This is a genomic window from Citrobacter sp. CK181 (assembly GCF_030333595.1).
In the GTDB taxonomy this organism is placed as follows: domain Bacteria; phylum Pseudomonadota; class Gammaproteobacteria; order Enterobacterales; family Enterobacteriaceae; genus Citrobacter_B; species Citrobacter_B koseri.
In genome coordinates, this window is record NZ_JAOWFN010000013.1 from 79,691 (window position 1) to 106,296 (window position 26,606).

The window sequence follows — 26,606 nt, forward strand, 5'->3', positions numbered from 1 at the left end:
AAAAAGAAGGCCATATTCACGGCGGGAATAGCGCGGGAGCCGAACGGCAGGATATGTAAACAAAAAGCGGCAACAATTGTTGCCGAGAGATTATTTTACCGCAGTTTGATGGTGCCCGGCGGCTCCCGTAGGCCGGATAAGGCGTAGCCGCCATCCGGCAATCAGGATAAACGCAGCAATATCGCCCCGGCGGCAATCCCGCCAGCCGCGACCAACCGTAGCCCGGCGACTTTCTCATTGAGCAGCAGCCAGGCAATCAGCGCGCCGAACAGAATGGATGTTTCACGCAGTGCGGCCACCACGGCCAGCGGCGCCTGAGTCATCGCCCACAGCGCCAGCCCATAGGAACCCATCGTGCCGATACCGCCAAAAACGCCTTTCTTCCAGTGCTGCGCCAGATAGCGCGAGGCTTCCCGCCGCCGGGCAATCATCGCCCAGCCAAGCAGACAGGTACCGTTCAACAAGAAGGTCCACAGCGTATAACCCAGCGCGGTTTCCGACACCCGCACGCCCGTACCGTCCACCAGCGTATAGCCAGCGATAAAGCAGGCGTTGATCAGCGCCAGCGTGATACCCCGCCGGGAGCGGGCACGATCGTTACAGGCCATGCCGAGAATCGCCAGGCAAATTACCGCGATGCCGAGCCAGGCCATTGTGGAAAGGCTATCGCCAAGAAACAGGACGCTAATTATCGCCACCAGCAGCGGTGCGGTGCCGCGCATCAGGGGATAGGTCTGGCTCATATCCGAAACCTGATAGGTTTTGGCGACCAGCACGGTATAAACCACCTGTAAGGCGGTGGAGGCGGCTAAAAAAGGGATGCTGGCGGCGGGAAGGGGCGGGGCGAAGGGCAGACACGCCAGCGCCATCAACGCTGCGGAACCACTGACGCTGATTGCGGAGTAAAGTTTGTCATTTCCCGCCTTCACGATGGCGTTCCAGCTGGCATGCAGCAGCGCGGCGAACAGTAAAATGCAGAAAATGGAAAGGGTCATGGTTCAGGTATCGTCAGTGGTTGTCATAAAAACGTAACATATCGACGATGGACAAGCACCAGGCAGATGATGAAAGGGGAGCGGTTGCCCGCTCCCCTTCGGTGCGGCTTGAATCTGAATTACCGGAGGTATTTCAGAACGGCATCAAGCAGTTGCAGTGCAGCAACAATGAGTTTCAGGATAAGAATAGCGATATCCACGAGGCTCATACGCTCTCCTTCTGGTAAAAGGAGCACGGTGCTGACGTACCTCTCCGCCGCCTGTTGTCAGCACCTTTTGTTGACATAACACAGTGTGCTCACACGGGGGTTAAGGCGCTGACGGCACCACCCGTTTCAGCCAGGACTTTGTTGCGCCGGTTACGATGCGGCCCCCTATAACACATTGCGTACAGTGATATTATAGATAAATACTGTATGAATGAACAGTATTTTGTGGACGGATCGCGACTTCTGATCCATACTCAAATGCGTCAAAATTCGTGCCGAAATTGCGTGTTCTTCGCGGAACGCGTATACTTCTGATGTTGATATAACACAGTGTGCTTTGCGGCAACCAACCGCATAACGCTGATAAAAACCTCGCTCCGGCGGGGTTTTTTGTTTTGCAGGCCAGCGTCGGCATCTGGCAAAGCGTGATCGTCGACGCATTTTTGTGCAGATGAAAAATTTTCCGTTGTCATGCCTGAAAAGCTGTGCTTGTATAAAACCTGTTAATCCATAAACAGACAAGGTCCCTAATGAACCCTTCCATGCTGACTGCGACCCTACTAAAAACTGCGCAACCTGCCGCAGTGGTCGTCGTGCGTGTGGTGGTGGTCGTCGGCAATGCGCCGTAGGGACTGGAACAACACACGATTCCAAAACCCCGCCGGCGCAAACCGGGCGGGGTTTTTCGTTTAAGACACCTTCCCGGCAAGTCGGCCCAGAATAAAAGGACTGGAGCATGGCAAGTTCGGGCACAACATCAACATCCCCGCGTACGCGCTTTACGGGCGCAGAGTTTATCGTTCATTTTCTGGAACGTCAGGGCATTAAAATCGTCACTGGCATTCCGGGCGGTTCGATTCTCCCCGTTTACGACGCCTTAAGCCAAAGTACGCAAATTCGCCACATCCTGGCGCGCCATGAACAGGGGGCGGGGTTTATCGCTCAGGGGATGGCGCGAACCGACGGTAAACCCGCGGTATGTATGGCCTGTAGCGGGCCGGGCGCGACTAACCTGGTCACCGCCATTGCCGACGCGCGTCTCGACTCCATTCCGTTGGTATGCATCACCGGTCAGGTTCCGGCCTCGATGATCGGCACCGATGCGTTTCAGGAAGTCGACACCTACGGCATCTCTATCCCCATCACAAAACATAACTATCTGGTCAGAGATATCAATGAGTTGCCACAGGTAATGTGCGATGCGTTTCGCCTTGCCCAGTCCGGGCGCCCTGGGCCGGTGTGGATAGACATTCCTAAGGATATACAGACGGCGGTGTTTGACATTGAAGCGTTGCCTGCTCCGGCTGAAAAAATGGCGACGCCGGAATTCAGCGCTGAGAGCATTCGTGATGCGGCGGCGATGATCAACGCCGCGAAGCGCCCGGTGCTGTATCTTGGCGGCGGCGTGATTAACGCGCCTGCGCGCGTGCGTGAACTGGCGGAAAAAGCCAGACTGCCCACCACTATGACTCTGATGGCGCTGGGCATACTGCCGAAGGCGCATCCGCTTTCTCTGGGGATGCTGGGCATGCATGGCGCGCGCAGCACAAACTATATTCTGCAAGAGGCGGATCTGCTGGTGGTTCTGGGGGCGCGTTTTGATGACCGGGCGATTGGCAAAACCGAACAGTTCTGCCCGAATGCCAAAATCATCCATGTGGATATCGATCGCGCGGAGCTGGGTAAAATTAAACAACCGCACGTTGCCATTCAGGCTGATGTTGATGACGTTCTGGCGCAGTTGATTCCGCACATTGAGGCTCAGCCACGCGAAGAGTGGCATCAACTGGTGGCGGATTTGCAGCGCGAGTTCCCGTGCGCGATCCCTGAAGCCAGCGATCCGCTCAGCCATTACGGGCTGATTAATGCCGTTGCCGCCTGCGTGGATGACAGCGCGATTATCACGACCGATGTAGGCCAGCACCAGATGTGGGCCGCACAGGCTTATCCGCTCAACCGTCCGCGTCAGTGGCTGACTTCCGGCGGGCTGGGGACGATGGGTTTTGGCTTGCCTGCGGCGATTGGCGCGGCGCTGGCGAACCCGGACAAGAAAGTGTTGTGCTTCTCCGGCGACGGCAGCCTGATGATGAATATTCAGGAGATGGCGACCGCCAGCGAAAACCAACTGGATGTAAAAATTATCCTGATGAATAACGAAGCGTTGGGGCTGGTGCATCAGCAACAAAGCCTGTTCTACAAGCAGGGCGTGTTTGCTGCCACCTATCCAGGGATGATCAACTTTATGCAGATTGCTGCGGGTTTTGGTCTGGAAACCTGTGATTTAAATAATGAAGCCGATCCGCAAGCGGCGCTGCGGGAAATCATCAGCCGCCCAGGACCGGCGCTGATCCATGTACGTATTGATGCAGAAGAAAAAGTTTATCCGATGGTGCCGCCGGGTGCGGCCAATACTGAGATGGTGGGGGAATAAACCATGCAGAAACAATCACATGAGAACGTTATCCTGGAACTCACCGTCCGTAACCACCCTGGCGTCATGACGCACGTTTGTGGGCTGTTCGCCCGTCGCGCTTTCAACGTGGAAGGGATTCTTTGTCTACCCATCCAGAGCAGCGACCAGAGCCGCATCTGGCTACTGGTCAACGACGATCAGCGTCTGGAGCAGATGATTAGTCAGATCGATAAACTGGAAGATGTGGTGAAAGTGGCGCGCAATCAGTCCGATCCGTCAATGTTTAATAAAATCTCGGTTTTCTTTGAGTAGTAATGGCTACCTGAACAAGGGGAAACCCTTGTTCAGGTTAATTATTTGAGAGTGTTATATAACTATAAGTAATATTTTCGGACGTGACGTGTCTTTATTATCCGGTTTATGAACTGTCTTATTTGCAGTATAGAAAGTATCTTTTCGGACAAAGTGACCAATACTCGCCTGAGCGTCTGGGGCGCTTCTTTACGATGTCATATTGCAATGATATTATGTGCCGGGTTGCTGTGATTCAGAGCGAATAACTAATGGAAATCGTTGAGCATCTTTTTATTGTTTGCTCCCCGCTTCAGCTCAGAATTGTTTCTAAGATTAAAGCGAGGTATAGACACGCGCGTTTTCATATCATCTACCTTAAAACAAAGGTAGAGTTAAAGTCCTATATATATGAAACGGTTAATAATGAATTCTCTTCTGGCTTAGTCGCCAGTATGGATTATGGCTTTATTAACATGCTGAAAATCAATCGCTTTCTTTCTCATAAGACAATCCATTATGTCTATATGGCAAATATCAGCCATCTTTCAGTGCAATACATTCTAAAAATGTTGTCTGATGACGTTAAGATTAGAACGTTTGATGATGGCATTCTGAGTATCAACTCCGCAGGCTATCTTGATAAACAAATAAAACTACGAAAAGGCCCCGGTCGTAAGTTGACGCGGATGTGGCTTGGTCAGCATTATAATATCAGGGATATCGCGAAAAGAAGTGAACTGCATTTCTCTATCGTAAAGCATAAAAGCAAAAGTAGAAATGTAGACTGCGATATTGTTTATATTGATGTTCTCTCAGAGGAGAAACAGCGCTTGCATACTGAGCGCAGTGCGCCTGTCTATGCCGGGGAGATCAATGTCTTTGTGGGCTCGAAATTTAAAGATATCCTTGATGTGAAAAATGATTCCAACCTTATTGCGTTGATTCATAAGATAGAGACGCTCGCAGCGCACTATCCTTCACTCCAGTACCTCAGGCACCCAAGAGAGTACAGCCAGCAGGTGTTTGGCATGACGGAAATTACGCTGAACGCCATTTCTGAAGATTATATTTGCCAGTTATCTTCGGCTTACCAGCGAGTGAATGTCTTTGGTTTTGCAAGCACTTGCCAGCTTAATGTGATGAAATTAGAGAATGTCTACATCACACTGCTAAAAACCACCCTGATCCGGCCCGATATTCGGGATTCCTTTGCGCTTTTTTCTGATTGCGACAAAGTGCGTATCTGCGACCTGGACAGTATGGAACCATAACGGAGTCGTACGCCCGCCAGACGCATTGAATACTGCTCACGGCTTGAACAGCCATGCGCTTATCGTTAAGGTAAGCGCTTTGTTGGATGGCCGGCCTACAACGGCTCCCGCCCGTAGGCCTGATAAGCGCAGCGCCATCAGGCACTTTCAAGTACCAGGACAGAACCATGATCACCATCGCCCTTATTGACGATCACCTTATCGTCCGCTCCGGCTTTGCGCAGCTGCTGGGGCTGGAACCTGATTTACAGGTTGTGGCCGAGTTTGGCTCGGGGCAGGAGGCGCTGGCGGGATTACCGGGGCGCGGCGTGCAGGTCTGCATCTGCGATATCTCCATGCCGGATATCTCCGGGCTGGAGTTATTAAGTCAGCTTCCTAAAGGGATGGCGACGATAATGCTGTCGGTACATGACAGTCCGGCGCTGGTGGAACAGGCGCTGAACGCCGGTGCGCGCGGCTTCCTTTCCAAGCGCTGTAGCCCTGACGAGCTGATTGCCGCGGTACACACGGTGGCGACGGGCGGCTGTTACCTGACGCCGGATATCGCCGTTAAACTGGCGGCCGGACGGCAGGACCCGCTGACCAGACGTGAACGCCAGGTGGCGGAAAAGCTGGCGCAGGGAATGGCGGTGAAAGAGATCGCCGCCGAGCTGGGGCTGTCGCCAAAAACGGTACACGTACATCGCGCCAATCTTCTGGAAAAGCTGGGCGTCAGCAACGATGTTGAACTGGCGCGCCGCATGTTTGATGGCTGGTGATGAAAACCATCCTTTCCCGGTTAATTACCGTTATTGCCTGCTTTTTTATCTTCTCCGCCGCGTGGTTTTGCCTGTGGAGCATCAGCCTGCACCTGGTTGAGCGCCCGGAGCTGGCGGTACTGCTGTTCCCGTTCGGTTTACGCCTGGGGCTGATGTTGCAGTGTCCGCGCAGCTACTGGCCGGTATTGCTGGGCGCAGAATGGCTGCTGGTCTGGTGGCTGGCGCAGGAAGTGGCACTGGCGCATCTACCGCTTTTGATGATCGGAAGCCTGTTGACGCTGTTGCCTGTGGCATTAATCTCCCGCTATCGCCATCAGCGCGACTGGCGCACCCTGCTGTTACAGGGCGCGGCCTTGACGGCGGCGGCATTGTTACAGTCTCTGCCCTGGTTAGGCCAGGGGGAAGAGACGTTAAACGCGCTGCTGCTGACGCTTACCGGCGGGTTGACGCTGGCGCCCATCTGTCTGGTGTTCTGGCATTACCTGACCAGCACCACCTGGTTACCGCTCGGCCCGGCGCTGGTCTCGCAGCCGGTGAACTGGCGCGGGCGGCATCTGGTCTGGTATCTGCTGCTGTTCACCGTCAGCCTGTGGCTACAACTGGGTCTACCGGCTGAGCTGTCACGTTTTACGCCGTTCTGCCTTGCGCTACCGATCATTGCGCTCGCCTGGCATTATGGCTGGCAAGGGGCGCTGATCGCGACGTTGATGAACGCCATCGCGCTGATTGCCAGCCAGACCTGGCACGATCATCCCGTTGATTTACTGCTTTCTCTGCTGGCGCAAAGCCTGACAGGGCTGCTGCTTGGCGCGGGGATTCAGCGCCTGCGCGAACTCAACCAGTCGCTGCAAAATGAGCTGGCGCGCAACCATCGTCTGGCGGAACGCCTGCTGGAAACGGAAGAGAGCGTGCGGCGCGACGTAGCGCGGGAACTGCATGACGACATCGGTCAGACCATCACCGCCATTCGCACTCAGGCGGGAATTGTACAGCGGCTGGCGGCGGATAATGGCGGCGTAAAACAGAGCGGGGCGCACATTGAGCAACTGTCGCTGGGCGTGTATGACGCGGTGCGTCGCCTGCTGGGGCGCTTGCGTCCACGCCAGTTGGATGACCTGACGCTGGAACAGGCTATCCGTTCGCTGATGCGGGAAATGGAGCTGGAAAGTCGCGGCATTATCAGCCATCTCGACTGGCGAATAGATGAGTCTGCGCTCAGCGAAAGCCAGCGGGTAACGCTGTTTCGCGTCTGTCAGGAAGGGCTGAACAACATTGTGAAACATGCTAATGCCAGCGCGGTTACGCTACAGGGCTGGCAGCAGGATGAGCGGCTGATGCTGGTGATTGAAGACGATGGCAGCGGCCTGCCGCCGGATTCCGGCCAGCAAGGCTTTGGTCTGACCGGGATGCGCGAGCGCGTGACGGCGCTTGGCGGCGTGCTGGCCATCTCCTGTACGCACGGCACGCGCGTTAGCGTGTCGTTGCCTCTGCGTTACGTTTAAGGAGCGGCGATGCTGACGTTTCTGAAAGCTCCGGCAAATGCGCCGTTGATAACCGATAAACACGAAGTCGATGCGCGTTACCGCTACTGGCGGCGACAGATCTTACTTACCATCTGGCTTGGCTACGCGCTGTTCTATTTCACCCGTAAAAGTTTTAATGCCGCCGTGCCGGAGATCCTCGTCAGCGGCGTGCTGACCCGCAGTGATATCGGCCTGCTGGCGACGCTGTTTTACATCACCTATGGCCTGTCGAAGTTTGTCTCCGGCATCGTCAGCGACCGTTCCAACGCCCGTTATTTTATGGGCATTGGGCTGATCGCCACCGGCGTGGTGAATATCCTGTTCGGTTTCTCCACGTCGCTGTGGGCCTTTGCATTACTGTGGGCGTTGAATGCCTTCTTCCAGGGCTGGGGAGCGCCGGTGTGCGCCCGTCTGCTGACGTCCTGGTACTCGCGTAATGAGCGTGGCGGGTGGTGGGCTATCTGGAATACCGCGCATAACGTCGGTGGGGCGCTGATTCCGATCGTCATGGCTGCTGCCGCTCTGCATTATGGCTGGCGCGCCGGGATGATGATTGCCGGAACGCTGGCGATTATCGTCGGTATTTTTCTCTGCTGGCGGCTACGCGACAGGCCACAGGCTATCGGTTTGCCAGCGGTCGGGGACTGGCGGCATGATGAGCTGGAAATCGCTCAGCAGCAGGAGGGGGCGGGGCTGACCCGCAAAGAGATCCTGACCAAATACGTGCTGTTGAATCCCTATATCTGGCTGCTCTCGCTATGCTATGTGTTGGTGTATGTGGTACGCGCGGCGATCAACGACTGGGGCAACCTGTATATGTCGGAGACGCTGGGTGTCGATCTGGTCACCGCCAACATGGCGGTCACGATGTTCGAGCTGGGCGGGTTTATCGGCGCGCTGGTGGCTGGCTGGGGTTCAGATAAACTGTTCAACGGCAACCGTGGGCCAATGAACCTGATTTTCGCTGCCGGAATACTGCTCTCTGTCGGTTCGTTATGGCTGATGCCGTTCGCCAGTTACGTGATGCAGGCGGCGTGCTTCTTCACCACCGGCTTTTTTGTCTTTGGCCCGCAGATGCTGATCGGCATGGCGGCTGCGGAATGTTCGCACAAAGAGGCGGCGGGGGCGGCAACCGGTTTTGTCGGTCTGTTTGCCTATCTTGGCGCATCGCTCTCCGGCTGGCCGCTGGCACAGGTGATGGAAACCTGGCACTGGACCGGGTTCTTTGTGGTGATTGCCATTGCGGCGGGCATTTCCGCCCTGCTGCTGCTGCCGTTTTTGAACGCGCAGGCGCCGCGCGAGGCCAGCATTACGTGACGGACTTCACCTTTTTACCCCGAGTGGGGCAAAACTAAGAAATTTTCCCGGTTTCGCCTGGACGCTGTCTCAGGCTGGTTGGGCGGCTGATTTTTACAATGCCTGCAATAAAGCAGGCTTAAAAAATCAGGAGATACCCGTCCCATGCTGAACTTCTTAAACCAGGTGCGTAAGCCGACCCTGGATCTGCCGCTCGATGTACGGCGCAAAATGTGGTTCAAACCGTTCATGCAGTCCTATCTGGTGGTCTTTATCGGCTACCTGACCATGTACCTGATCCGCAAAAACTTCAACATCGCCCAGAACGACATGATCTCCACTTACGGGCTGAGCATGACGCAACTGGGGATGATTGGTCTGGGCTTCTCGATCACCTATGGCGTAGGCAAAACGCTGGTTTCCTACTATGCCGACGGCAAAAACACCAAGCAGTTCCTGCCGTTTATGCTGATTCTTTCCGCTATCTGTATGCTGGGCTTCAGCGCCAGCATGGGGAGCGGTTCCGTTAGCCTGCTCCTGATGATCGCCTTCTACGCGCTGAGCGGTTTCTTCCAGAGTACCGGCGGGTCGTGCAGTTACTCCACCATCACCAAATGGACGCCCCGTCGTAAGCGCGGCACCTTCCTCGGCTTCTGGAATATCTCCCACAACCTCGGCGGCGCTGGCGCGGCAGGCGTGGCGCTGTTCGGCGCGAACTACCTGTTCGACGGCCATGTGATCGGCATGTTTATCTTCCCGTCGATCATCGCGCTGATTGTGGGCTTCATCGGCCTGCGCTTTGGCAGCGACTCCCCGGAATCTTATGGTCTTGGTAAGGCGGAAGAGCTGTTCGGCGAAGAGATCAGCGAAGAGGACAAAGAGACCGAAGAAAATGAGATGACCAAGTGGCAGATCTTTGTGGAATACGTCCTGAAAAACAAAGTGATCTGGCTGCTGTGCTTCTCCAACATCTTCCTGTACGTGGTGCGTATTGGTATCGACCAGTGGTCTACCGTTTACGCATTCCAGGAACTGAAACTTTCTAAAGAAGTGGCGATTCAGGGCTTTACCCTGTTTGAAGTGGGCGCGCTGGTCGGCACGCTGCTGTGGGGCTGGCTGTCGGATCTGGCGAACGGTCGTCGCGCGCTGGTGGCCTGCGTTGCGCTGGCGCTGATTATCGCCACCCTCGGCGTTTACCAGCATGCCAGCAACCAGTACGTCTACCTGGCGTCCCTGTTCGCGCTCGGTTTCCTGGTGTTTGGCCCGCAGTTGCTGATCGGCGTGGCGGCAGTCGGCTTCGTTCCGAAAAAAGCGATCGGCGCGGCGGACGGCATTAAAGGCACCTTCGCTTACCTGATCGGCGACAGCTTCGCCAAGCTGGGGCTGGGGATGATTGCCGACGGTACGCCAGTCTTTGGTCTGACCGGTTGGGCGGGTACCTTCGCCGCGCTGGATGCCGCTGCCATTAGCTGCATCTGCCTGATGGCGATGGTCGCGGTGCTGGAAGAACGCAAAATTCGCCGCGAGAAAAAAATACAGCAACTGAAAGTCGCTTAAGTGTGTATTGGTAACGTTTTGCCCGGCCTGGCGCCGGGCTTTTTTATTGCTGCTTACAGGCGTTCCACGCCTCGATAAAGGCCTGGGCATTTCTTGCCGTCTGGTTTACGGTTTGTCCGGCGCGGTACAGATCGCTGCCTAATCCTGCGCCAATGCATCCTGCATTCAGATAGTCAGCCAGATTGTCGGGACGGATGCCACCGACGGCATAGAGTGGAATATGCGTCGGTAGAACGGCTTTTAATGCGCGGATGTATCCTGGCCCCAGTTCGCCTGCCGGGAAAATTTTTAATGCGCTGGCGCCGTGATGGATCGCGACAAACGCTTCGCTGGCGGTATGACAGCCGATACAGGTCGTCATTCCGGCATCTCGTGCCGCGTCAATAACTGACGGGTCGGTATTCGGCGTCAAAATAAACGAGCACTTGAATGCGGATAACAGGTTAACTTCGCTAACGGCGGTCACGGTTCCTGCGCCGATATGTATCGTCTGACCATAGTGTGCAACGGCTATGGCGATACTGGTTTGCCAGTCGGGGGAATTCAGCGGAATTTCTACGGTGGTAAAACCTGCTGTTGCGAGTACATCAATATGCGCCAGAACTTCATCGGGCGTTATACCTCGTAGTATTGCGACCAAAGGATTACGGATGTTCATGTAAAACACTCCTGATGCCGTTAATGAATGCTGTTTCACCGTTGAGGAGGCGACAGCGCTGGCCAAAAAGCTGGAATACGGTCTGGTAGCGGACGAGCAGCTCGTCGCTGCCGACCAGTACAATTTCTTCGTGTGCAGGGATTGCGTAATGTTGCAGCATTTGTGCGATTTCATGGCCGATCAGCAGACCGGATAAGGCATCAAAAAGCGCGTCCTGAGGAAGGATATGACTTAGTGTTCGTGCTCTGAGATCAAAGACGCCGCGAGAAAGGCAGTTTTCATGTTGACCACGTTTTGCGCCCGCTAAAAAAGCATCGACATTGTGCTGTTGTACCGTTGCGTGTTTTCCCACGATGGAGTGTCGGGTCAGCAGGTGGAAAAATTCGCCGGTCATGATGGTTTGAAAATCACGGACCGTATCGTTCTCCATGCGTACCCATTTACTGTGGGTGCCAGGGAAGGCATACCAGCTATTTTCTGATAACGCGCCAAGAAGCTGTGTTTCTTCACCGCGCATCACGTTACAGGTTTCAGATCCCGCTAACTGCAAACCAGGAATGATGAATACAGGGAGATGGCCCGCGTCATGAACTTGAGTGAGATGCTGCGACAGGGTTTGCAGGGAAACCGGACAGAGTAAATAGTGACTGTCTACCCAGCCAATATTGCTGCCAATCATGCCGCTCATGATAACCGTCGTATTATCTGCCAGAGTGTGTGGGCACTGTTCGAGCAATGTCAGCCAAATATCTTTGAACTGCCCTGCATGGTGATTGATCACCCCATCATGACTGGCGTGACGCCAGACACAGCTCCCCTTCTGGTAAACCCACAGGCGTAGGTTGCTGGAGCCCCAGTCGACGGCAATAAAGTTCTCTGAATTGAACATACTTCGTTCCTGATGCCATAAAAAATGGCCCGCGAGCGGGCCGGAGACGGGTAATTACTTTTCAGCAATATCCATTTTTTTATCGAAGTTAATGAGCAGCGAGCAGATGAGGTAACCCACTGCGGCCAGCGCAAAGAACATCATCGCGGCATAGTAATTACCGGTAGATTGCACCAGGAAGCCGATAAAAATAGGCAAAATGGCAGCGAACAGGTTACTGGTAAAGTTCATGGTGCCACAGATAGTCCCTGCTACCGATTGTGCTCCCAGCAGACCCGGTATTGACCAGTAGACACTGGCCCAACGTAACGGGAAGAGCGCGATTGTCAGCAACGTAATCGCAATGGCTGGTGTTGAACTTTGGGCGCACAGAAAAATCCCTACCCCTGCGGTAGTGGCGGAAATTGCCAACATGGTATGCATAACGCGGCTGGTTTTTGCGCCTTTACTGCGCCATTTATCCATGATGTAACCGCCTGTGAGCTGACCAATAAAGCACAGCAGGAAGATCAGCGCCATCGCGCCACCCATCGACTTAATATCAAAGCCATAAGTGGCCTGGAAATAGAGTGGCAGCCAGGTCATCAGGCCATAGAACACAAAGCTGTAGCATACCCATCCGCCGATCAACGCAAGCACATTGCGCTGCTTGAGGTAAGGTTTGATATCAGCGAGACGGTATTTTTTACTGTTGGTGGCTGGGCCGTTTGCCGCGGTGATATGGTCCAGTTCCGCCTGGTTAATACGTGGGTGTTCTGACGGATAAGTACGGATATACCACCATGCCAGTAAACCGACGAGCATCGTGCCAACCCCCGCGACAACAAATGCCATACGCCACGAGTCGAAAAAGGCAATCAACCCGGCGATGATGACCGCACCCAGCGCGGTTCCTAATGGCGCGCCGCCATCGAGCAACATTGAGCCGCGCCCACGCTCAGTTGGCGTTAACCATGTCCCCATTAATTTTGCGCCTGCGGGCATGATAGGGGATTCTGTGACGCCCAGACCAAGACGGGAAAGTGAAAGCGTGAAAATGGAGTGACATAAGGCGGCAACGGCCTGGAATGCTCCCCATAAGATGGTAGCCAGTGCGATAATATTTCTGGCTTTGAACTTATCTGCAATTACGCCGCTGGGAATTTGCATCAGCGCATAAGCCCAGAAGAAAGCGCTATGGATAACACCGACAACCCGGGTATCAGTAATGCCAAATTCATCGGTAATATAGGGCATGGCAATAGAAAGCGATGTGCGATCAATATAATTAATCGCACCCAACAAAAGCATAATAATAAATATTCGCCATCTTACTGTTGTAGCCTTTAATTTTTCTTCTTCAGTATTTACGTTAACAATAGACATAGGAACTCCTTGCCATGCTCATAGTGAGCATGGCGGTACGAGGTATTGTTATATTGTGGAGCGTTACATTATGGAGCCAATTGTCCAGGGGACAAATTCCTGACTACCATAGCCAAATTCTTCACTTTTTGTTTTTTTGCCGGATGCCATATCAAGGATCATTTGATAAATACGTTCACCGACTTCTGCGATCGTCTCTTCACCTTCGACAATGGTGCCGCAGTTAATGTCCATATCTTCCTGTTGGCGCAGCCAGAGCGCGTTGTTGGTAGCCAGTTTCAGGCTGGGCGTTGGTTTGGATCCAAATGCCGAACCCCGGCCAGTGGTGAAGCAAAGCAGATTCGCGCCGCCTGCGATTTGCCCGGTAACGGCAATAGGGTCATAGCCGGGGGTATCCATAAAGACGAACCCTTTTGCTGTAACTGGTTCTGCGTATTCATAAACCTCTGTCAGATTAGTGGTTCCGGCTTTGGCAATACCGCCGAGGGATTTCTCCAGAATCGTGGTAAGTCCGCCAACCTTATTACCTGCTGAAGGGTTGTTATTCATTTCGCTTCCGCTGCGACGACAGTAGTCTTCCCACCAGTGAATCCGCGCAATCAGTTTTTCGCCAACCTCGCGCGAGACAGCGCGGCGGGTCAATAAATGTTCTGCGCCATAAATTTCTGATGTTTCAGACAGAATGGCCGTGCCACCCTGCTGTACCAGCTTATCCACCGCATAGCCGAGCGCTGGATTGGCGGAAATACCGGAATAGCTGTCAGAGCCACCGCATTCCAGCGCCAGAATAATTTCCGAGGCGGGAATGGGTTCGCGGATGACCCGGTTCGCGAGGGGAAGCATTTGATTTACCAGATCAATCCCTTTCTGAATGGCATGCCGTGTTCCGCCAACGTCCTGGATAGTATAGCTGTGCATCATTGGACCATCTTCCAACCCATGGGCATTCATCATGTCTTTGATTTGGCTGGACTCACAACCCAGCCCAATAATAATGACGCCAGCAAAGTTGGCGTGTGTGGCGTAACCTGCCATCGTGCGCCGCATGACCGCCATGGACTCACTTTTAGAGCCAATCGCGCAACCAAAACTTTGTGGAAGCGACACCACGCCATCGACATTTGGGTAATCGGCCAGACCGTGTAGACGAAAATGATCCTCAATCGCTCTGACGACCGTCGCGCTACAGTTAACCGAACTTAAAATGCCAATATAGTTACGCGTGGCGGCACGCCCGTCAGCGCGACGAATTCCCTGAAATATATCCTGATGTTCGGCGGGTGTGGGGGAATGCCGATCCACGCCCCAGGCGTAATCACGCTCAAAATCGCCCATGCCCAGGTTGTGCATATGTATATGCTCGCCGGCTTGAATAGGTTGGGTAGCGAAACCGATAATCTGCCCATACCGTTTCACTGCCTCTCCGATGTTTAGTGAGCGTAGGGCAATTTTATGTCCTGCGGGAATGTCGCTGATAACTGTAATTTGTTCTTCTTCAAGCCAGGTGCCAGCGGGAACACACTGTCTTGCGATAACCACATCATCTTTTGGATTGAGTTTTAGTACAGGGTTGATGTTCATTATCATTGCTCTCATGCTGATTTACAGAGTAATACGGGCCAGAATATTTCGAACAAGGGCTGTTTTTTCCTCATTGAGTGGTAAGGCTGGTGGAACTACGGCAGTTGAAATATCCACTCCAGTTAATTTGATAGCTGTCTTGATGACGCCAAAAAAAGGCTGTTCTAATGCATACAGAGGAGAAAGCGTTGCCAGTTGCTGCTGTAGTGCTTTAGCCGTAGTGAGGTCTTCACGAATAAATGCCTGATATATGCCTCTGGTAATGTGTGGGGCAAAGTTAAATGTTGCAGGGATTCCACCGTGACCGCCCAACAATAGCGTATCAAGCAAATATTCGTCATAACCGCTAAAGACAATAAACTCCGGGCGGAATGGGTGGACGCGATTAATAATTTCCCGGGTGTGGCTGATGTTATCAATGGTGTCTTTAATTCCTACAATATTAGGCACTTCACGGGCGAGTCGGGTGATCACGTCCAGACCGATATCCTGGCCAGTTAACTCAGGGAAGTTATACAAAAAGACAGGTATACTGAGTGCTTCGGCAATGCGTTTGTAATGCGTAAAACGCGCGTCATCACTGAGTTTCGCATAGTAAGGATTCACCACCAGTACGCCCGTAGCGCCTGCGTTTTGTGCGTGTTCACCTAACTGGATGGTTTCTGCGGTGCTGGCGCAGGCAATACCAATTAACACCGGTACTCTTCCTGCAACATATTGCAGACTGAATTCGGCGATCTGTTTTCTCTGCTCAGTGGAAAAATGTGAAAACTCACCGCCGCTGCCCAGAATCAGCATTCCGTCAGCCCTGTTGTTAATGACATGGTCAATCATGGTGGCCATTCCGGCGCGATCTAATTCGCCATGATTGTCAACAATGGTTGGGACTGGCGGAAAGATACCTTTAAATACGTTCGACATTGCTACCTCTTGTTCAGTATATGGAACTAATGTTCTGTATATTGAAATTAGTACAGCAAATATCCAAATCATTCGTCAATGATTTTTGCAGAACAAATGAACAATTGTGATAGCGATCTGATTTAGGCGGTTAACATTTCAGGAATTGCCTGTGCTTCCTCTATGCGCAAAAAAGCCGCATTCCTGAGGAAAGTGATTGCGGTATACTGAGAGGAGTCTATGAATAGAAAAGATTAATTTCGTATGAGCCAGGATATTACGACCTCTGTTCCCGCACTGGATAAGACGGTAAAAATCTGTAATTACCTCTTCAATACACCAGGGGCGACGTTCAGCCAGATCCAACAAGATTTAGCATTACCTAAAAGCAGCACGTCATCATTGTTAAACGCATTGGTCGAACATCACCTTTTGCGTCTGGAAAAGGGGCGCTTTTTCCTGGGCCTGAAATTGTACGAATGGGGTAATCGTTCGCTGGAGCAATTTGATATCCGCAACGTTGCTCTGCCTGTTCTGGAGAAATTGCGTGAGCAAACCGATCTGACCTGCCATCTGGGTATCCTGGATGAAGTCGCGCCCATTTACCTGATGAAGCTTGAGAACACTCAGCCAATCGGTATTCGTACCTGGGTCGGTAAAAAGCTGCCGATGCACAGTTCCGGCGTGGGGAAAGCGCTTTGTGCCTGGTTACCGCAGGACAAAATGGACGAACTTTTGCCGGATGAGCAGTTACCGCAATACACTGAGACCACCATCACCAGTAAGAAAGCCTTGCTAAAGGAGTTTGCCAGAATCCGTGAGCAAGGATGGGTCTTTGATAACGCGGAAGATTCCCCAGGTATTTATTGTATCGCTGCGCCGGTGTTTAATCGTAATCATGAGGTGATTGCTGCGATCAGTATCAGCGGTGTTGAATTGCAAATGCCAAAAGAGTGCATTCCACAATATTCTCAGTGGGTTCGTGAAGCCTGTCAGGCGCTTTCTGCAAAGTTGGTTTAACAGGGCAGGTTATGATTTGGATTATGCTGGCCACGCTGGTCGTGGTGTTTATTGTTGGCTTCAGGGTGCTCACCTCGGGGGCCCGGCGTGCGATTCGTCGGTTAAGCGAGCGTCTGGGCATCAGCGTGGTGCCAGTGGAATCAATGATCGACCAGATGGGCAAAGCGCCTGGAGAGGCGTTTTTACAGTACCTGCATCGTCCTGATGAATCACATCTGCAAAATGCCGCCCAGATATTGCTAATCTGGCAGATCGTGATTGTGGATGGCAGCGATCAGAACCTGCAACAGTGGTATCGTCAGCTGCAAAAAACGCGTCTGGCCGCGCCAATTACTGACGCGCAGGTACGCCTGGCGCTGGGGTTTCTGCGCGAAATAGAACCGGATATGCAAGAGATTAACGCCTTCCAGATACGCTACAACGCCCTTTTTCAACCTGAAGATGGCGTGCACTGGTTGCATTGAGGTCGTCCATTCCCGCAGGCACGATGAATCTGTAGGCCGGATAAGCGTCAGCGCCATCCGGCTATTAATATAGTTGCTAAAACGTTAAATGCGTCACACTTTAGGTGTTACACTGCACGGCTTTTCTGGCAGAGAAAGACGCAGGTAACGAAATGAGTGCAAGAATCGAAGAACAATCCCATGCTGAGACGATTATCCGGCCAAACTGGTCGGCTGTTTTCGCTGTGGCGTTCTGTGTTGCCTGCCTGATCACCGTTGAGTTTTTGCCCGTCAGCCTGCTGACGCCGATGGCGCAGGACCTCGGAATCTCTGAAGGCGTCGCCGGGCAGTCGGTAACGGTAACGGCGTTTGTCGCCATGTTTGCCAGCCTGTTTATCACCCAAATTATTCAGGCGACCGATCGTCGCTATGTGGTGATCCTGTTTGCCGTTTTATTAACGCTTTCCTGTCTGCTGGTCTCGTTTGCAACTTCCTTCACGCTGCTGTTGGCCGGGCGTGCCTGCCTGGGGCTGGCGTTGGGGGGATTCTGGGCGATGTCGGCTTCGTTGACGATGCGCCTGGTGCCGCCGCGTACCGTGCCTAAAGCGTTGTCGGTTATTTTTGGCGCGGTCTCCATCGCGCTGGTGATCGCCGCGCCGCTGGGCAGTTTTTTAGGTGGGATTATTGGCTGGCGTCATGTTTTTAACGCGGCGGCGGTGATGGGCGTACTGTGTGTTATTTGGGTAGTGAAATCGTTACCTTCGCTGCCTGGCGAACCGTCTCACCAAAAACAAAATATCTTCAGTCTGTTGCAACGTCCCGGCGTAATGGCGGGGATGATTGCCATCTTTATGTCCTTTGCCGGACAGTTCGCGTTCTTTACCTACATCCGCCCGGTGTATATGAATCTGGCGGGCTTTGATGTCGATGGCCTGACGCTGGTACTGTTGAGCTTTGGCATTGCCAGTTTTGTGGGAACGTCGCTCTCCTCTTTTATTCTTAAACGCTCGGTCAAACTGGCGCTGGCAGGCGCGCCGTTGGTTCTGGCCGTCAGCGCGCTGGTGCTGACGTTGTGGGGAAGCGAAAAAGTGGTGGCGGCAGGGATCGCGATTGTCTGGGGGCTGTCGTTTGCGCTGGTGCCGGTAGGGTGGTCAACGTGGATCACCCGTACGCTTGCCGATCAGGCGGAAAAAGCCGGGTCCGTTCAGGTTGCGGTGATCCAGCTTGCCAATACCTGCGGTGCGGCTGTTGGCGGCTATGCGCTTGATAACCTTGGTCTGCTGTCGCCGCTGGCGCTCTCCGGCAGCCTGATGTTGCTGACGGCGCTGCTGGTGACGGTAAAAGTTCGCATACAAACGACGCGATAATACGTCAAAAGGGGTGACGATTCGGTCACCCATGACGTTTTACATATCCGGGCATTCGACTTTGCCGAGCGCTTCCCAGTAGTTATTCTGGTTGTTCCTTTCTATCGCCACGATCGCCTCGCGGATGTGCTGTTGATTACTCTCATTCGACATGATCATTTTCTCCCATGCCTCATCCGACAGCGATGCCTGCGGCGTACACATTTTGCGTAGCTCTTTCAGGACGGTGCTTTTTTCGTTAGCGGTCTGAAGCGAGCTATAAGGCGAGTTAGCCAACGCAATGCCTGGCAGCGCGAGAAGGGCGGTAAAGAGCAGCAGAGCGGTTTGTTTCATCGTCATCATCCAGTATTCAAAGTTTAAGCATAAGTATAGACAGAACACGACTCTCTCAGCGGTCCGCATTACTTCGCAAAACCGTCTCGTCTGTAAGTTGTAGGCGGATTCTCCCCGCTCTCTCACTTTCTTGCGCAGCAGAATAGTGTATGTTCTGAACAATCATTTATTTCTTAAGCGGTAAAGAGATGAGACGGATTGAGGTAATACTGGGGGAACTCGAACGGCTGACGCGCGGGCTGAATCTTGCCGATCTGGCGCAGGAGACGGCATTTACGGCGGAAGCCATTGGCTTTAACCTCGGGCTGGCGCGCAACTCGGTCAGTAAAGATCTCAATCAACTCTGCAATGATGGTCTGGCGATCAAAAGCCGGGGCCGCCCGGTGTTTTTCCTGCACCGTCAGGCGCTGGAAACGCTGCTGGGGCGTAAGCTGGATGACGCCGAACGTGAAGTACGTACGATTGCCGATCTGTTGCCGCGTCAGGAAGGGCACACAATCGACGATCCTTTTACCGGTCTGATTGGCTACGATCGCAGCCTGCGCGATGCAGTAGAAAAAGGCCGCGCCGCAGTGCTTTACCCCCACGGGTTGCATGTGTTGCTGACCGGACCTTCCGGCGTTGGCAAAACCTTCTTTGCTGAACTGATGCACCGCTTTGCCTGCGAGCACGCCGCAGGCTCCCCGCCGCCGCTGGTCTATTTTAACTGTGCGGAATATGCCCATAACCCGGAACTGCTCTCTTCGCACCTGTTTGGTCATCGACAGGGGGCGTTTACCGGAGCGAGCGAGAATAAACCTGGCCTGGTGGAGCAGGCGGACGGCGGCTATCTGCTGCTGGATGAGGTACACCGTCTGCCATATGAAGGGCAGGAAAAGCTGTTCTCCATTCTCGATAAAGGTGAATACCGTCCGCTGGGGGCAAGCAGCAAGGCGCGTTCGATATCGGTACGCCTGATTTGCGCGACGACAGAACCGGTAAGTTCGGCGTTGTTGCGTACTTTCCAGCGGCGTATTCAGGTCTGTATCGATCTGCCGGGCATTCGCCAGCGTTCAATCGAAGAACAGGTGGAGCTGATTGTCGGCTTTCTGCAACGTGAAAGTCGCAAAATTGAGCGCACGGTGAGTATCGACAAGACGCTGTTGCTCTGGCTGCTGAATAAGCCGCTGGAAGGCAACATCGGCCAGCTCAAGAGTGATATCCAGTTCCTCTGCGCTCAGGCGTGGGCGTCGGGGATGACGGAGCATAACGATACGCTGCAACTGGATAAACGGCTGGCGGAAATGCCGTTTAACGCCACGCCGGAGCAACGTCTGCTGGTGGACACGCTGTTTGATGGCAAAGAGCGCTTGAACGTTGACGCGCGCACGTTGCCCGCCTTGAAAACGTCGCTGGCGACGGGCGCCGAGATTGAAGAGAGCGATCTCTTTTACAGCTTCCTGACCCGCGAATACGTCAATCTGCGCAACAGTAACGTGCCTCCGGCGGAAACGCTGGCGATCCTGAAAAATAAGCTCAGCTCGATTTTTGAATATGGCCTCTACAGTCGCGACAATATTGCGCATCCGCCGCGTTATGGCGACCAGATTGAGGAACGCGTGACGCTGCTTATTGGCTGCGTGGAGCAGGTGCTTACGTTTACGTTGCCGGAGAACCTGGTAAATCCGCTGCGTAAACATTTTCTGGCGCTGATTGGCTACGTTCAGCGCGGCCTGATTCCGCAGCTTTATTCTTCCAGCCTGATCCTCGATCGTTGCAAAGATGAGTACGACAACGCCACATTGTTGTGCCGAAAAATCAATGAATTGCTGCATATTCAGTGTCCGGCGACGGAAGTGGTCTGGCTGTGTCTGTTCCTCAAAGAGTGTCGTCATTATCGTCAGCGTATCGACGCCAGCCCGGACTGCGGGGTGATCCTGATTGCTCACGGCGCAACAACGGCCACAAGCATGGCGCAGTATGTGAATCGGGTGCTGGAGCGCGAGTTGTTCAGTGCTATTGATATGCCGTTTGAGCAGTCGGTGCATGACACGCTGGAAACCCTGACCCAGATGATTCAGACCCGACGTTATCAGCGGCTGATCCTGATGGTGGACATCGGCTCGCTGGTACATTTTGGCAGTACGATCAGCAAATTATTCCAGATTGACGTTCTGCTGATGCCAAATATAACCCTGACCAGCCTGCTGGAGGTGGGGTTGGATCTAAGCTATGAAACCAGCGACCTGCCGCAGCTGGCGGCGTTAATGCAGGGGAAAAGCATCCCCTGCCAGCTTTGTACGCCACAGCAGGAAAACGGCGGCAAAGTGCTGGTTATCTCCTGTATTACCGGCATGGGCACGGCGGAAAAAATCAAAAAGGTGCTGGAGGAGAGTTTTGGCGAGCTGATGTCGCAAGACACGCGGATGGTGATCCTCGATTACAACGATGTTCGCAGCCTGGAGCGCGTCCAGCAGTCGCTGCATGCCAGTGAACGACTGGCGGGTATTGTTGGCACCTTCCAGCCGGGGCTGCCGGATATTCCATTCATTTCGCTGGAGGAATTGTTCTCTGAGCAGGGGCCGGAACTGGTGTTGAGCCTGTTAACGCCGGACCTCACCAGCGCTGAACGCCGCCTGGAAATGGAACGCAGCGCAATGCGCTTTATCAGCGCGCTGACGATGGAGAGCATCATCAACCATATTTCAGTGCTTAACCCGCAGCGCATTCTGAAAGAAATGGAAGGGGTGCTTAACCATCTGACCACCGCGCTTTCGCTGAAACCAAGCCGCCAGGTGACACTGCGCTTCCTGATCCACTGCTGCTGTATGGTCGAGCGTATCGTGATTAACCGAAAACCGTTACAGATGGCGCTGGAAAACAAACCGGATCTGGATGCCCGCGCGTTTAGTGTCATCAAATCGGCTTTCCTGCCGATTGAAGAGGCTTATGCCATCCGTTTATCGGACGCGGAATATTTTTATATCTACGAATTACTCTATAGCTGATCCCTTATCTGGCGTGGCGCTGCGCCTCGCCAGACCTCTCTTCTCCCCCGTGTGACACAAATCCTGGCACAGCCTTTGCTCTTACTCTGATGAGTTTTGCCGGATGGCGTTTGCTATTCGTAGGCCCGGTTCGTAGGCCCGGTAAGCGTAGCGCCACCGGGCAATGTGTGCCGGATGGCGGCGTAAACGCCTTATCCGGCCTACGGCGGTGACGCTATCGGGCATTGTCAGTCTCATGTAATCGAGCCAGGAGGCCATTTTGACTACCACTGAATCCTTGCCCCAGATCCTGCTGCTGACGCATGGCGGCTGGGGACAACAGCTCTGCAACAGCCTTCGCATGGTGATGGGGGAAATTAAAGGCGTAACAGAAATTGCGCTCATGCCCGTGGATACGCTGGGCGAGTTTTATCAACGTGTCGAAGCCGTGGTGAAAACCATGCCGGAAGGCTCACTTATTCTGACCGATTTTGTTGGCGGCACGACCTCCAATGTGGCGGCACGACTGAGTGCGGATTATCCGGTGGCGGTGGTTTCCGGGCTGAACGCCTCGCTGCTGCTGGAGGCGCTGGATCGGCGCGAACACGGCCCGCTTACCGCCTGCGTGAGCGGTCTGGTGGAAGCCGGGCGCAGCAGTTGTCTGGATGTCGTCGCCCATGTTCGTCAATTACAACAATCACAATAAGGAAAATCATTATGGCAAACATCGTGTTATGTCGCATCGACAGCCGTCTGATTCATGGGCAGGTTGTGACGAAGTGGGTCGGACAATCCCAGGCGAACCGGATTGCCGTGGTCAGTGACGAACTGGACGCCGATCCGTTTATGAAAAACATCTACCTGATGGCCGCGCCGCCAAACATCAAAGTGGATTGCTACAGCAACCAGAGCTTTGCGGCATCGTGGAAAGAAAACCAACTCGGCGACGGCAATGTGCTGGTGTTGTTCCCGTCTCTGGCGGCTATTCAACAGGCCGTGCAGCAGGGATTTGATGTCACCACCATTCAGGTTGGGGGCTTAGGCGGTGGGCCAAACCGCAAAGCGGTTTTCCAGAACATTACGCTCGATGAAAAAGACGTTGGCATTCTTAACGACCTGAAAAGTCGTGGGATTCAGGTGTTCTTCCAGACTATCCCGGAAGATAAACCACAGTCGCTGGACGATATCCTGAAAAAATTCTAACCCTCTGATAATGGGATAACACTATGGATACTTTAGTCTTTGCAAGCCTGATGGGGTTGTATTACTGGTTTGCCCGATTACGCCTTGGCTACACCTTCTCCGCCATGCTGCTTCAGCCGGTGGTTGTCGCGGTCTTTGTGGGGCTGCTGCTCGGGAATATGCAGACGGCGATGATTATCGGGGCGGGTATGCAGCTCGTCTATCTGGGCGTGACCTCGACGCCGGGCGGTAACGTGCCGTCAGATCCGGCGCTGGCGGCCTGTATCTCGATCCCTATTGCGGTTAAAGCCGGAATGGACCCCAACCTGGCGATTGCGCTGGCGATTCCGTTTGGCGTGATCGGCGTATTCCTCGACCAGCTACGCCGTACGCTGAACGCCGCCTGGGTACATATGGCCGACAAACACGCGGAAACGGCAAATATGGCGGGCATTATGCGCTGCGCTTTCCTTTACCCGGCGTTACTCGGTCTGGCGCTGCGTTTCCCGGTGGTGTTCGCCGCCAACTATTTCGGCCAGAACGTAGTAGAAAGCTTCCTCAAGCTGATGCCGCACTGGCTGACCCACTCCTTTGAAATTATGGGCGGGATTCTCCCGGCGCTGGGCTTCGCCATCACCATTATGGTGATCGGCAAAAAGAGTCTGCTGCCGTGGTTTATCGGTGGATTCTTCGCGGTGCTGTACCTCAAGGTCGACATCATGGCGATGGCAATCTTCGGCACCTGTGTGGCCTTCCTGATTAAAGGTCTGGCGAAAAATGAAGGAGCAGCATGATGAGCAGCGACGTAATGCAACATGAACTGGTTGAGCGTGCGCGGGAAACCGGAGCGCTGACCAAAGCGGACATCACCAGGGCGTGGTTTATCTACTGGCTGGGCGCGGAGGTTTCTAACTCCTATGAACGTTTACAGAGCCTGATTTTCTGCGCCTCGATGACGCCGATCATCAAAAAACTCTACCCGCAAAAAGAGGAACAGGTGGAAGCGCTGAAGCGCCATCTGAACTTCTTTAACTCAGAACAGACCTTTGGCGCGGTGATCCAGGGCATCTCCATCGCTATGGAAGAGCAGAAAACGCGTGGTGAACCGATCAGCGACGCCTCCATCACCGGGATTAAAACCGGTCTGATGGGGCCGCTGGCCGGGATGGGCGATTCCATCGTCTGGGCGGCGGTGATGCCGCTGTTGATTGCGATTTTTATTCCGTTCGCCGCCAATGGCAGCGCATTCGGGGGTATTGCGCCGCTGATTCTCTATCCGGCCATTACGCTGGCGATCAGCTACGGCCTGATTCACAAAGGCTATACGCTGGGGCGTGATTCCATCGTTGGGCTGTTGCAAGGGGGGCGAATCAAGGAACTGATCTACGGCGCTAACGTGCTGGGGCTGATCATGATGGGGGCGCTGTCGGCGAGCTACGTCAAGATCACCACCCCGCTGAAAATCAGCGCCCTGAAAGGTTCTGAAGTGGTGGTTCAGCAGATCCTCGATTCGATTGCGCCTGGCCTGCTGCCGCTGGCGGCAGTGTTTGCCATCTATATCTTTCTGGTGAAGAAGGGGCCGCGTTATACCACCATTCTGCTGTCGATTGTGGCGCTTAGCGTGGTCTGCTCGCTGCTGGGAGTGTTGTAAGCCATGACACAGAATATCTATCAACAGCTGGGGCTAAAGCAGGTGATTAACGCCTGCGGCAAGATGACGATTCTTGGCGTCTCCAGCGTCGCGCCGGAGGTGATGCACGCCACGGCGCGTGCGGCCTCCGCTTTTGTCGAGATCGACAAGCTGGTGGAAAAAACCGGTGAGCGGGTCTCCCGCTATACCGGCGCGGAAGACAGTTATGTCACCTCATGCGCCTCGGCGGGAATTGCGATTGCCGTTGCCGCCGCTATTACCCGTGGCGATCGGGCCCGGGTCACGCAGATGCCGGACAGTTCCGGTATGGCCAATGAAGTGGTGATGCTGCGTGGGCATAATGTGGATTACGGCGCGCCGATCACCAGCGCGATCCGTCTGGGTGGCGGGCGCGTAGTGGAAGTAGGGTCGAGCAACCTGGCCGCGCGCTGGCAACTGGAGAGTGCGATTACCGATGACACCGCCGCCCTGCTGTATGTGAAATCACATCACTGCGTGCAGAAGGGGATGTTGGGCATTGAGGACTTCGTCCAGGTGGCGCAGATTCACAACCTGCCGTTAATTGTTGATGCCGCTGCCGAGGAGGATTTGCACGTCTGGGTGGCGAGCGGCGCGGATATGGTTGTCTACAGCGGCGCGAAAGCCTTCAATGCGCCAACCTCTGGATTTATCACCGGCAAGAAACCGTGGATCGCCGCCTGCAAAGCGCAGCATCACGGCATCGCCAGAGCGATGAAGATCGGTAAGGAGAATATGGTCGGGTTGGTGTATGCGCTGGAGAATTATCACCAGGGGCAGACGGTAGTCACCGCCGAACAGCTTCAGCCGGTAGCCGACGCCATTTCAGCGATTCGTGGGTTGAGTGCGGATATCGAGCAGGATGAGGCCGGGCGCGCGATCTGGCGTATTCGTATTCGGGTGAATGCCCGTGAACTGGGGCGGGATGCCCGCGAAGTCGAAGCTCAGCTGCGCGGCGGCGATATCGCCATTTATGCCCGTCGCTATAACCTCCACCAGGGCGTTTTCAGCCTCGACCCGCGAACGGTCGCAGAAGGGGAAATGGCGTTAATCGTGGCGCGACTGAAGGAGATTGCCGACCATGCAGCAGATTAATTTTTATCGTAATCGTGTGGCGATTAACGTACTGGCGAAAGATATCGCCAATGCCAGGGAAATCTATGATGCTGCCGAAGGCCATGCGGCGATCGGCGTCCTCTCCGCACAGTTTGCCTCAGTGGAAGACGGTGTTCAGGAGGTAAAACGCTGGATGGCGGAGGTGCCGTGCATCTCCGTGGGGCTGGGAGCGGGCGATCCGGCGCAATACTATAAGGCGGCGATGATTGCTGCAAAGGTACACCCGGCGCACGTCAACCAGACCTTTACCGGATGTGGTTTTGCCGCTGGCGCGCTGGCGGCAACGGGCGGCGAAAAAACGCATATCAACGCGCTGGTCAGCCCGACAGGTACGCCGGGCGAGGTGCTTATCTCCACTGGCGTTCGCAGCAGCCAGGGGACGCCGGCCCGCGTTTCCTGCGATGCAGCGGTACGCATGATGCAGGATATGGGGGCGCACGCGGCGAAGTTTTTTCCGATGGGCGGCGAGACGTCGTTACCGGAGCTGTATGTGCTGGCAACCAGCGCAGCCCGCAACGGGATGACGCTGATCGAACCGACCGGCGGCATTTCCCTGGAAAATTTCGGCGTTATTTTGCAAACCTGTCTGGAGGCGGGCGTGCCGCGCGTGATGCCGCATGTTTACAGCTCGATTATCGATCCGCAAACCGGAAACACCCGGCCTGACGATATCGTCAGGTTAATGGAGATCGTGAAAGCGCTGGTTTGATGGCGTAGTTTACGTAGGCCCGGCAAGCGTTCGCGCCACCGGGCTTTTTGTATATGCCTTTTTCTTCTTGCTGATGCCTTTTCGTTTTTTAA

26 protein-coding genes are annotated in these 26,606 nt (G+C 54.2%); 18 read left to right on the plus strand and 8 right to left on the minus strand.

Annotation, left to right across the window (positions count from 1 at the left end):
• Positions 1-161: 161 nt before the first annotated feature.
• Entirely contained in the window at positions 162-995 is an 834-nt protein-coding gene (locus OGW17_RS11735; protein ID WP_071259126.1) for an EamA family transporter, read from the minus strand.
• Between the two features lie 119 nt (positions 996-1,114).
• The gene (gene tisB, locus OGW17_RS11740) at positions 1,115-1,204 is read right to left on the minus strand and encodes a type I toxin-antitoxin system toxin TisB (protein WP_047460159.1); all 90 of its coding nucleotides are present in this window, start codon (positions 1,202-1,204) and stop codon (positions 1,115-1,117) included.
• 530 nt (positions 1,205-1,734) lie between these two features.
• Between tisB and ivbL the strand changes: the two genes are divergently transcribed.
• The 8 genes from ivbL to uhpT all read left to right on the plus strand — a co-directional run bounded on the left by ivbL (position 1,735) and on the right by uhpT (position 10,316).
• On the plus strand, positions 1,735-1,833 hold the full coding sequence (gene ivbL / locus OGW17_RS11745) for an ilvB operon leader peptide IvbL (RefSeq protein ID WP_047460165.1): 99 nt from the start codon (positions 1,735-1,737) through the stop codon (positions 1,831-1,833).
• A gap of 107 nt (positions 1,834-1,940) precedes the next feature.
• A complete protein-coding gene (ilvB, locus tag OGW17_RS11750; protein ID WP_071259129.1) occupies positions 1,941-3,635 on the plus strand; it encodes an acetolactate synthase large subunit in 1,695 nt (564 codons plus the stop codon).
• Positions 3,636-3,638: 3 nt separating this feature from the next.
• A complete protein-coding gene (ilvN, locus tag OGW17_RS11755) occupies positions 3,639-3,929 on the plus strand; it encodes an acetolactate synthase small subunit (RefSeq protein WP_012000771.1) in 291 nt (96 codons plus the stop codon).
• A gap of 251 nt (positions 3,930-4,180) precedes the next feature.
• A complete protein-coding gene (locus OGW17_RS11760; protein ID WP_071259132.1) occupies positions 4,181-5,182 on the plus strand; it encodes a glycosyltransferase family 52 protein in 1,002 nt (333 codons plus the stop codon).
• Positions 5,183-5,349: 167 nt separating this feature from the next.
• A complete protein-coding gene (uhpA, locus tag OGW17_RS11765) occupies positions 5,350-5,940 on the plus strand; it encodes a response regulator transcription factor UhpA (RefSeq protein ID WP_024130070.1) in 591 nt (196 codons plus the stop codon).
• A complete protein-coding gene (gene uhpB / locus OGW17_RS11770) occupies positions 5,940-7,442 on the plus strand; it encodes a signal transduction histidine-protein kinase/phosphatase UhpB (protein ID WP_071259134.1) in 1,503 nt (500 codons plus the stop codon). The genes uhpA and uhpB overlap by 1 nt, the downstream gene beginning before the upstream one ends.
• 9 nt (positions 7,443-7,451) lie before the next feature.
• On the plus strand, positions 7,452-8,780 hold the full coding sequence (locus OGW17_RS11775) for an MFS transporter (RefSeq protein ID WP_071259136.1): 1,329 nt from the start codon (positions 7,452-7,454) through the stop codon (positions 8,778-8,780).
• 144 nt (positions 8,781-8,924) lie between these two features.
• On the plus strand, positions 8,925-10,316 hold the full coding sequence (uhpT, locus tag OGW17_RS11780) for a hexose-6-phosphate:phosphate antiporter UhpT (RefSeq protein WP_071259139.1): 1,392 nt from the start codon (positions 8,925-8,927) through the stop codon (positions 10,314-10,316).
• Positions 10,317-10,359: 43 nt separating this feature from the next.
• On the opposite strand, the gene OGW17_RS11785 is transcribed toward uhpT, so the two are convergent.
• The 5 genes from OGW17_RS11785 to OGW17_RS11805 all read right to left on the minus strand — a co-directional run bounded on the left by OGW17_RS11785 (position 10,360) and on the right by OGW17_RS11805 (position 15,730).
• Positions 10,360-10,974, minus strand: coding sequence for a 2-dehydro-3-deoxy-6-phosphogalactonate aldolase (locus OGW17_RS11785; protein ID WP_071259142.1), 615 nt, complete (start codon positions 10,972-10,974; stop codon positions 10,360-10,362).
• Positions 10,961-11,863, minus strand: a complete 903-nt coding sequence (locus OGW17_RS11790; protein WP_049008034.1) for a 2-dehydro-3-deoxygalactonokinase — start codon at positions 11,861-11,863, stop codon at positions 10,961-10,963. The genes OGW17_RS11785 and OGW17_RS11790 overlap by 14 nt, the downstream gene beginning before the upstream one ends.
• Before the next feature lie 54 nt (positions 11,864-11,917).
• Positions 11,918-13,153, minus strand: a complete 1,236-nt coding sequence (locus OGW17_RS11795; RefSeq protein WP_230031916.1) for an MFS transporter — start codon at positions 13,151-13,153, stop codon at positions 11,918-11,920.
• A 138-nt stretch (positions 13,154-13,291) separates the two neighbouring features.
• Positions 13,292-14,809 (minus strand): UxaA family hydrolase, encoded by a 1,518-nt coding sequence (locus OGW17_RS11800; protein ID WP_024130069.1) that lies wholly within the window; start codon positions 14,807-14,809, stop codon positions 13,292-13,294.
• Between the two features lie 21 nt (positions 14,810-14,830).
• Positions 14,831-15,730, minus strand: coding sequence for a dihydrodipicolinate synthase family protein (locus OGW17_RS11805; RefSeq protein ID WP_024131072.1), 900 nt, complete (start codon positions 15,728-15,730; stop codon positions 14,831-14,833).
• Positions 15,731-15,973: 243 nt separating this feature from the next.
• On the opposite strand from OGW17_RS11805, the gene OGW17_RS11810 reads away from it, so the two are divergent.
• From OGW17_RS11810 to nepI, 3 genes are all read left to right on the plus strand, one after another.
• Entirely contained in the window at positions 15,974-16,729 is a 756-nt protein-coding gene (locus OGW17_RS11810) for an IclR family transcriptional regulator (protein WP_012135815.1), read from the plus strand.
• A gap of 11 nt (positions 16,730-16,740) precedes the next feature.
• Positions 16,741-17,193, plus strand: a complete 453-nt coding sequence (locus tag OGW17_RS11815; protein WP_012135814.1) for a DUF1198 domain-containing protein — start codon at positions 16,741-16,743, stop codon at positions 17,191-17,193.
• Positions 17,194-17,345: 152 nt separating this feature from the next.
• Positions 17,346-18,539: a purine ribonucleoside efflux pump NepI gene (gene nepI, locus OGW17_RS11820; protein WP_024131071.1), complete on the plus strand. Its 1,194-nt coding sequence runs from the start codon at positions 17,346-17,348 to the stop codon at positions 18,537-18,539.
• A 39-nt stretch (positions 18,540-18,578) separates the two neighbouring features.
• On the opposite strand, the gene OGW17_RS11825 is transcribed toward nepI, so the two are convergent.
• Positions 18,579-18,872, minus strand: coding sequence for a YicS family protein (locus tag OGW17_RS11825; RefSeq protein WP_024131070.1), 294 nt, complete (start codon positions 18,870-18,872; stop codon positions 18,579-18,581).
• A 188-nt stretch (positions 18,873-19,060) separates the two neighbouring features.
• Here OGW17_RS11825 and dagR point away from each other — a divergent pair, with 188 nt between their 5' ends.
• From dagR to dagF, 7 genes are all read left to right on the plus strand, one after another.
• Positions 19,061-21,859, plus strand: coding sequence for a transcriptional regulator DagR (dagR, locus tag OGW17_RS11830; RefSeq protein ID WP_071259145.1), 2,799 nt, complete (start codon positions 19,061-19,063; stop codon positions 21,857-21,859).
• A gap of 259 nt (positions 21,860-22,118) precedes the next feature.
• Positions 22,119-22,544, plus strand: coding sequence for a PTS sugar transporter subunit IIA (locus OGW17_RS11835; protein WP_024131069.1), 426 nt, complete (start codon positions 22,119-22,121; stop codon positions 22,542-22,544).
• A gap of 11 nt (positions 22,545-22,555) precedes the next feature.
• A complete protein-coding gene (locus OGW17_RS11840; RefSeq protein WP_042323421.1) occupies positions 22,556-23,041 on the plus strand; it encodes a PTS sugar transporter subunit IIB in 486 nt (161 codons plus the stop codon).
• Between the two features lie 23 nt (positions 23,042-23,064).
• Positions 23,065-23,814 carry a PTS mannose/fructose/sorbose/N-acetylgalactosamine transporter subunit IIC gene (locus OGW17_RS11845; RefSeq protein ID WP_012135807.1) on the plus strand — a complete coding sequence of 250 codons (750 nt, stop codon included), beginning with the start codon at positions 23,065-23,067 and terminating at the stop codon, positions 23,812-23,814.
• Entirely contained in the window at positions 23,811-24,671 is an 861-nt protein-coding gene (locus OGW17_RS11850) for a PTS system mannose/fructose/sorbose family transporter subunit IID (protein ID WP_012135806.1), read from the plus strand. Before OGW17_RS11845 ends, OGW17_RS11850 begins: the two co-directional genes overlap by 4 nt.
• A gap of 3 nt (positions 24,672-24,674) precedes the next feature.
• The gene (dgaE, locus tag OGW17_RS11855) at positions 24,675-25,784 is read left to right on the plus strand and encodes a D-glucosaminate-6-phosphate ammonia lyase (protein ID WP_071259148.1); all 1,110 of its coding nucleotides are present in this window, start codon (positions 24,675-24,677) and stop codon (positions 25,782-25,784) included.
• Complete coding sequence (gene dagF, locus OGW17_RS11860) at positions 25,771-26,514, plus strand: 2-dehydro-3-deoxy-phosphogluconate aldolase (protein WP_071259151.1); 744 nt, start codon at positions 25,771-25,773, stop codon at positions 26,512-26,514. Before dgaE ends, dagF begins: the two co-directional genes overlap by 14 nt.
• Positions 26,515-26,606 lie beyond the last annotated feature (92 nt).

Excerpts from the sequence above, each read along its gene's own strand:
- nepI (WP_024131071.1), top strand. The coding sequence starts at position 17,346 with ATGAGTGCAAGAATCGAAGAACAATCCCATGCTGAGACGATTATCCGG.
- OGW17_RS11800 (WP_024130069.1), bottom strand. The coding sequence starts at position 14,809 with ATGAACATCAACCCTGTACTAAAACTCAATCCAAAAGATGATGTGGTT.
- tisB (WP_047460159.1), bottom strand. The coding sequence starts at position 1,204 with ATGAGCCTCGTGGATATCGCTATTCTTATCCTGAAACTCATTGTTGCT.
- OGW17_RS11775 (WP_071259136.1), top strand. The coding sequence starts at position 7,452 with ATGCTGACGTTTCTGAAAGCTCCGGCAAATGCGCCGTTGATAACCGAT.
- uhpB (WP_071259134.1), top strand. The coding sequence starts at position 5,940 with ATGAAAACCATCCTTTCCCGGTTAATTACCGTTATTGCCTGCTTTTTT.
- OGW17_RS11785 (WP_071259142.1), bottom strand. The coding sequence starts at position 10,974 with ATGAACATCCGTAATCCTTTGGTCGCAATACTACGAGGTATAACGCCC.
- ivbL (WP_047460165.1), top strand. The coding sequence starts at position 1,735 with ATGAACCCTTCCATGCTGACTGCGACCCTACTAAAAACTGCGCAACCT.
- uhpT (WP_071259139.1), top strand. The coding sequence starts at position 8,925 with ATGCTGAACTTCTTAAACCAGGTGCGTAAGCCGACCCTGGATCTGCCG.
- OGW17_RS11790 (WP_049008034.1), bottom strand. The coding sequence starts at position 11,863 with ATGTTCAATTCAGAGAACTTTATTGCCGTCGACTGGGGCTCCAGCAAC.
- OGW17_RS11815 (WP_012135814.1), top strand. The coding sequence starts at position 16,741 with ATGATTTGGATTATGCTGGCCACGCTGGTCGTGGTGTTTATTGTTGGC.
- dgaE (WP_071259148.1), top strand. The coding sequence starts at position 24,675 with ATGACACAGAATATCTATCAACAGCTGGGGCTAAAGCAGGTGATTAAC.
- OGW17_RS11805 (WP_024131072.1), bottom strand. The coding sequence starts at position 15,730 with ATGTCGAACGTATTTAAAGGTATCTTTCCGCCAGTCCCAACCATTGTT.
- OGW17_RS11795 (WP_230031916.1), bottom strand. The coding sequence starts at position 13,153 with ATGCTTTTGTTGGGTGCGATTAATTATATTGATCGCACATCGCTTTCT.
- dagR (WP_071259145.1), top strand. The coding sequence starts at position 19,061 with ATGAGACGGATTGAGGTAATACTGGGGGAACTCGAACGGCTGACGCGC.
- OGW17_RS11840 (WP_042323421.1), top strand. The coding sequence starts at position 22,556 with ATGGCAAACATCGTGTTATGTCGCATCGACAGCCGTCTGATTCATGGG.
- dagF (WP_071259151.1), top strand. The coding sequence starts at position 25,771 with ATGCAGCAGATTAATTTTTATCGTAATCGTGTGGCGATTAACGTACTG.
- OGW17_RS11850 (WP_012135806.1), top strand. The coding sequence starts at position 23,811 with ATGATGAGCAGCGACGTAATGCAACATGAACTGGTTGAGCGTGCGCGG.
- OGW17_RS11735 (WP_071259126.1), bottom strand. The coding sequence starts at position 995 with ATGACCCTTTCCATTTTCTGCATTTTACTGTTCGCCGCGCTGCTGCAT.
- OGW17_RS11760 (WP_071259132.1), top strand. The coding sequence starts at position 4,181 with ATGGAAATCGTTGAGCATCTTTTTATTGTTTGCTCCCCGCTTCAGCTC.
- uhpA (WP_024130070.1), top strand. The coding sequence starts at position 5,350 with ATGATCACCATCGCCCTTATTGACGATCACCTTATCGTCCGCTCCGGC.
- ilvB (WP_071259129.1), top strand. The coding sequence starts at position 1,941 with ATGGCAAGTTCGGGCACAACATCAACATCCCCGCGTACGCGCTTTACG.
- OGW17_RS11810 (WP_012135815.1), top strand. The coding sequence starts at position 15,974 with ATGAGCCAGGATATTACGACCTCTGTTCCCGCACTGGATAAGACGGTA.
- ilvN (WP_012000771.1), top strand. The coding sequence starts at position 3,639 with ATGCAGAAACAATCACATGAGAACGTTATCCTGGAACTCACCGTCCGT.
- OGW17_RS11825 (WP_024131070.1), bottom strand. The coding sequence starts at position 18,872 with ATGAAACAAACCGCTCTGCTGCTCTTTACCGCCCTTCTCGCGCTGCCA.
- OGW17_RS11845 (WP_012135807.1), top strand. The coding sequence starts at position 23,065 with ATGGATACTTTAGTCTTTGCAAGCCTGATGGGGTTGTATTACTGGTTT.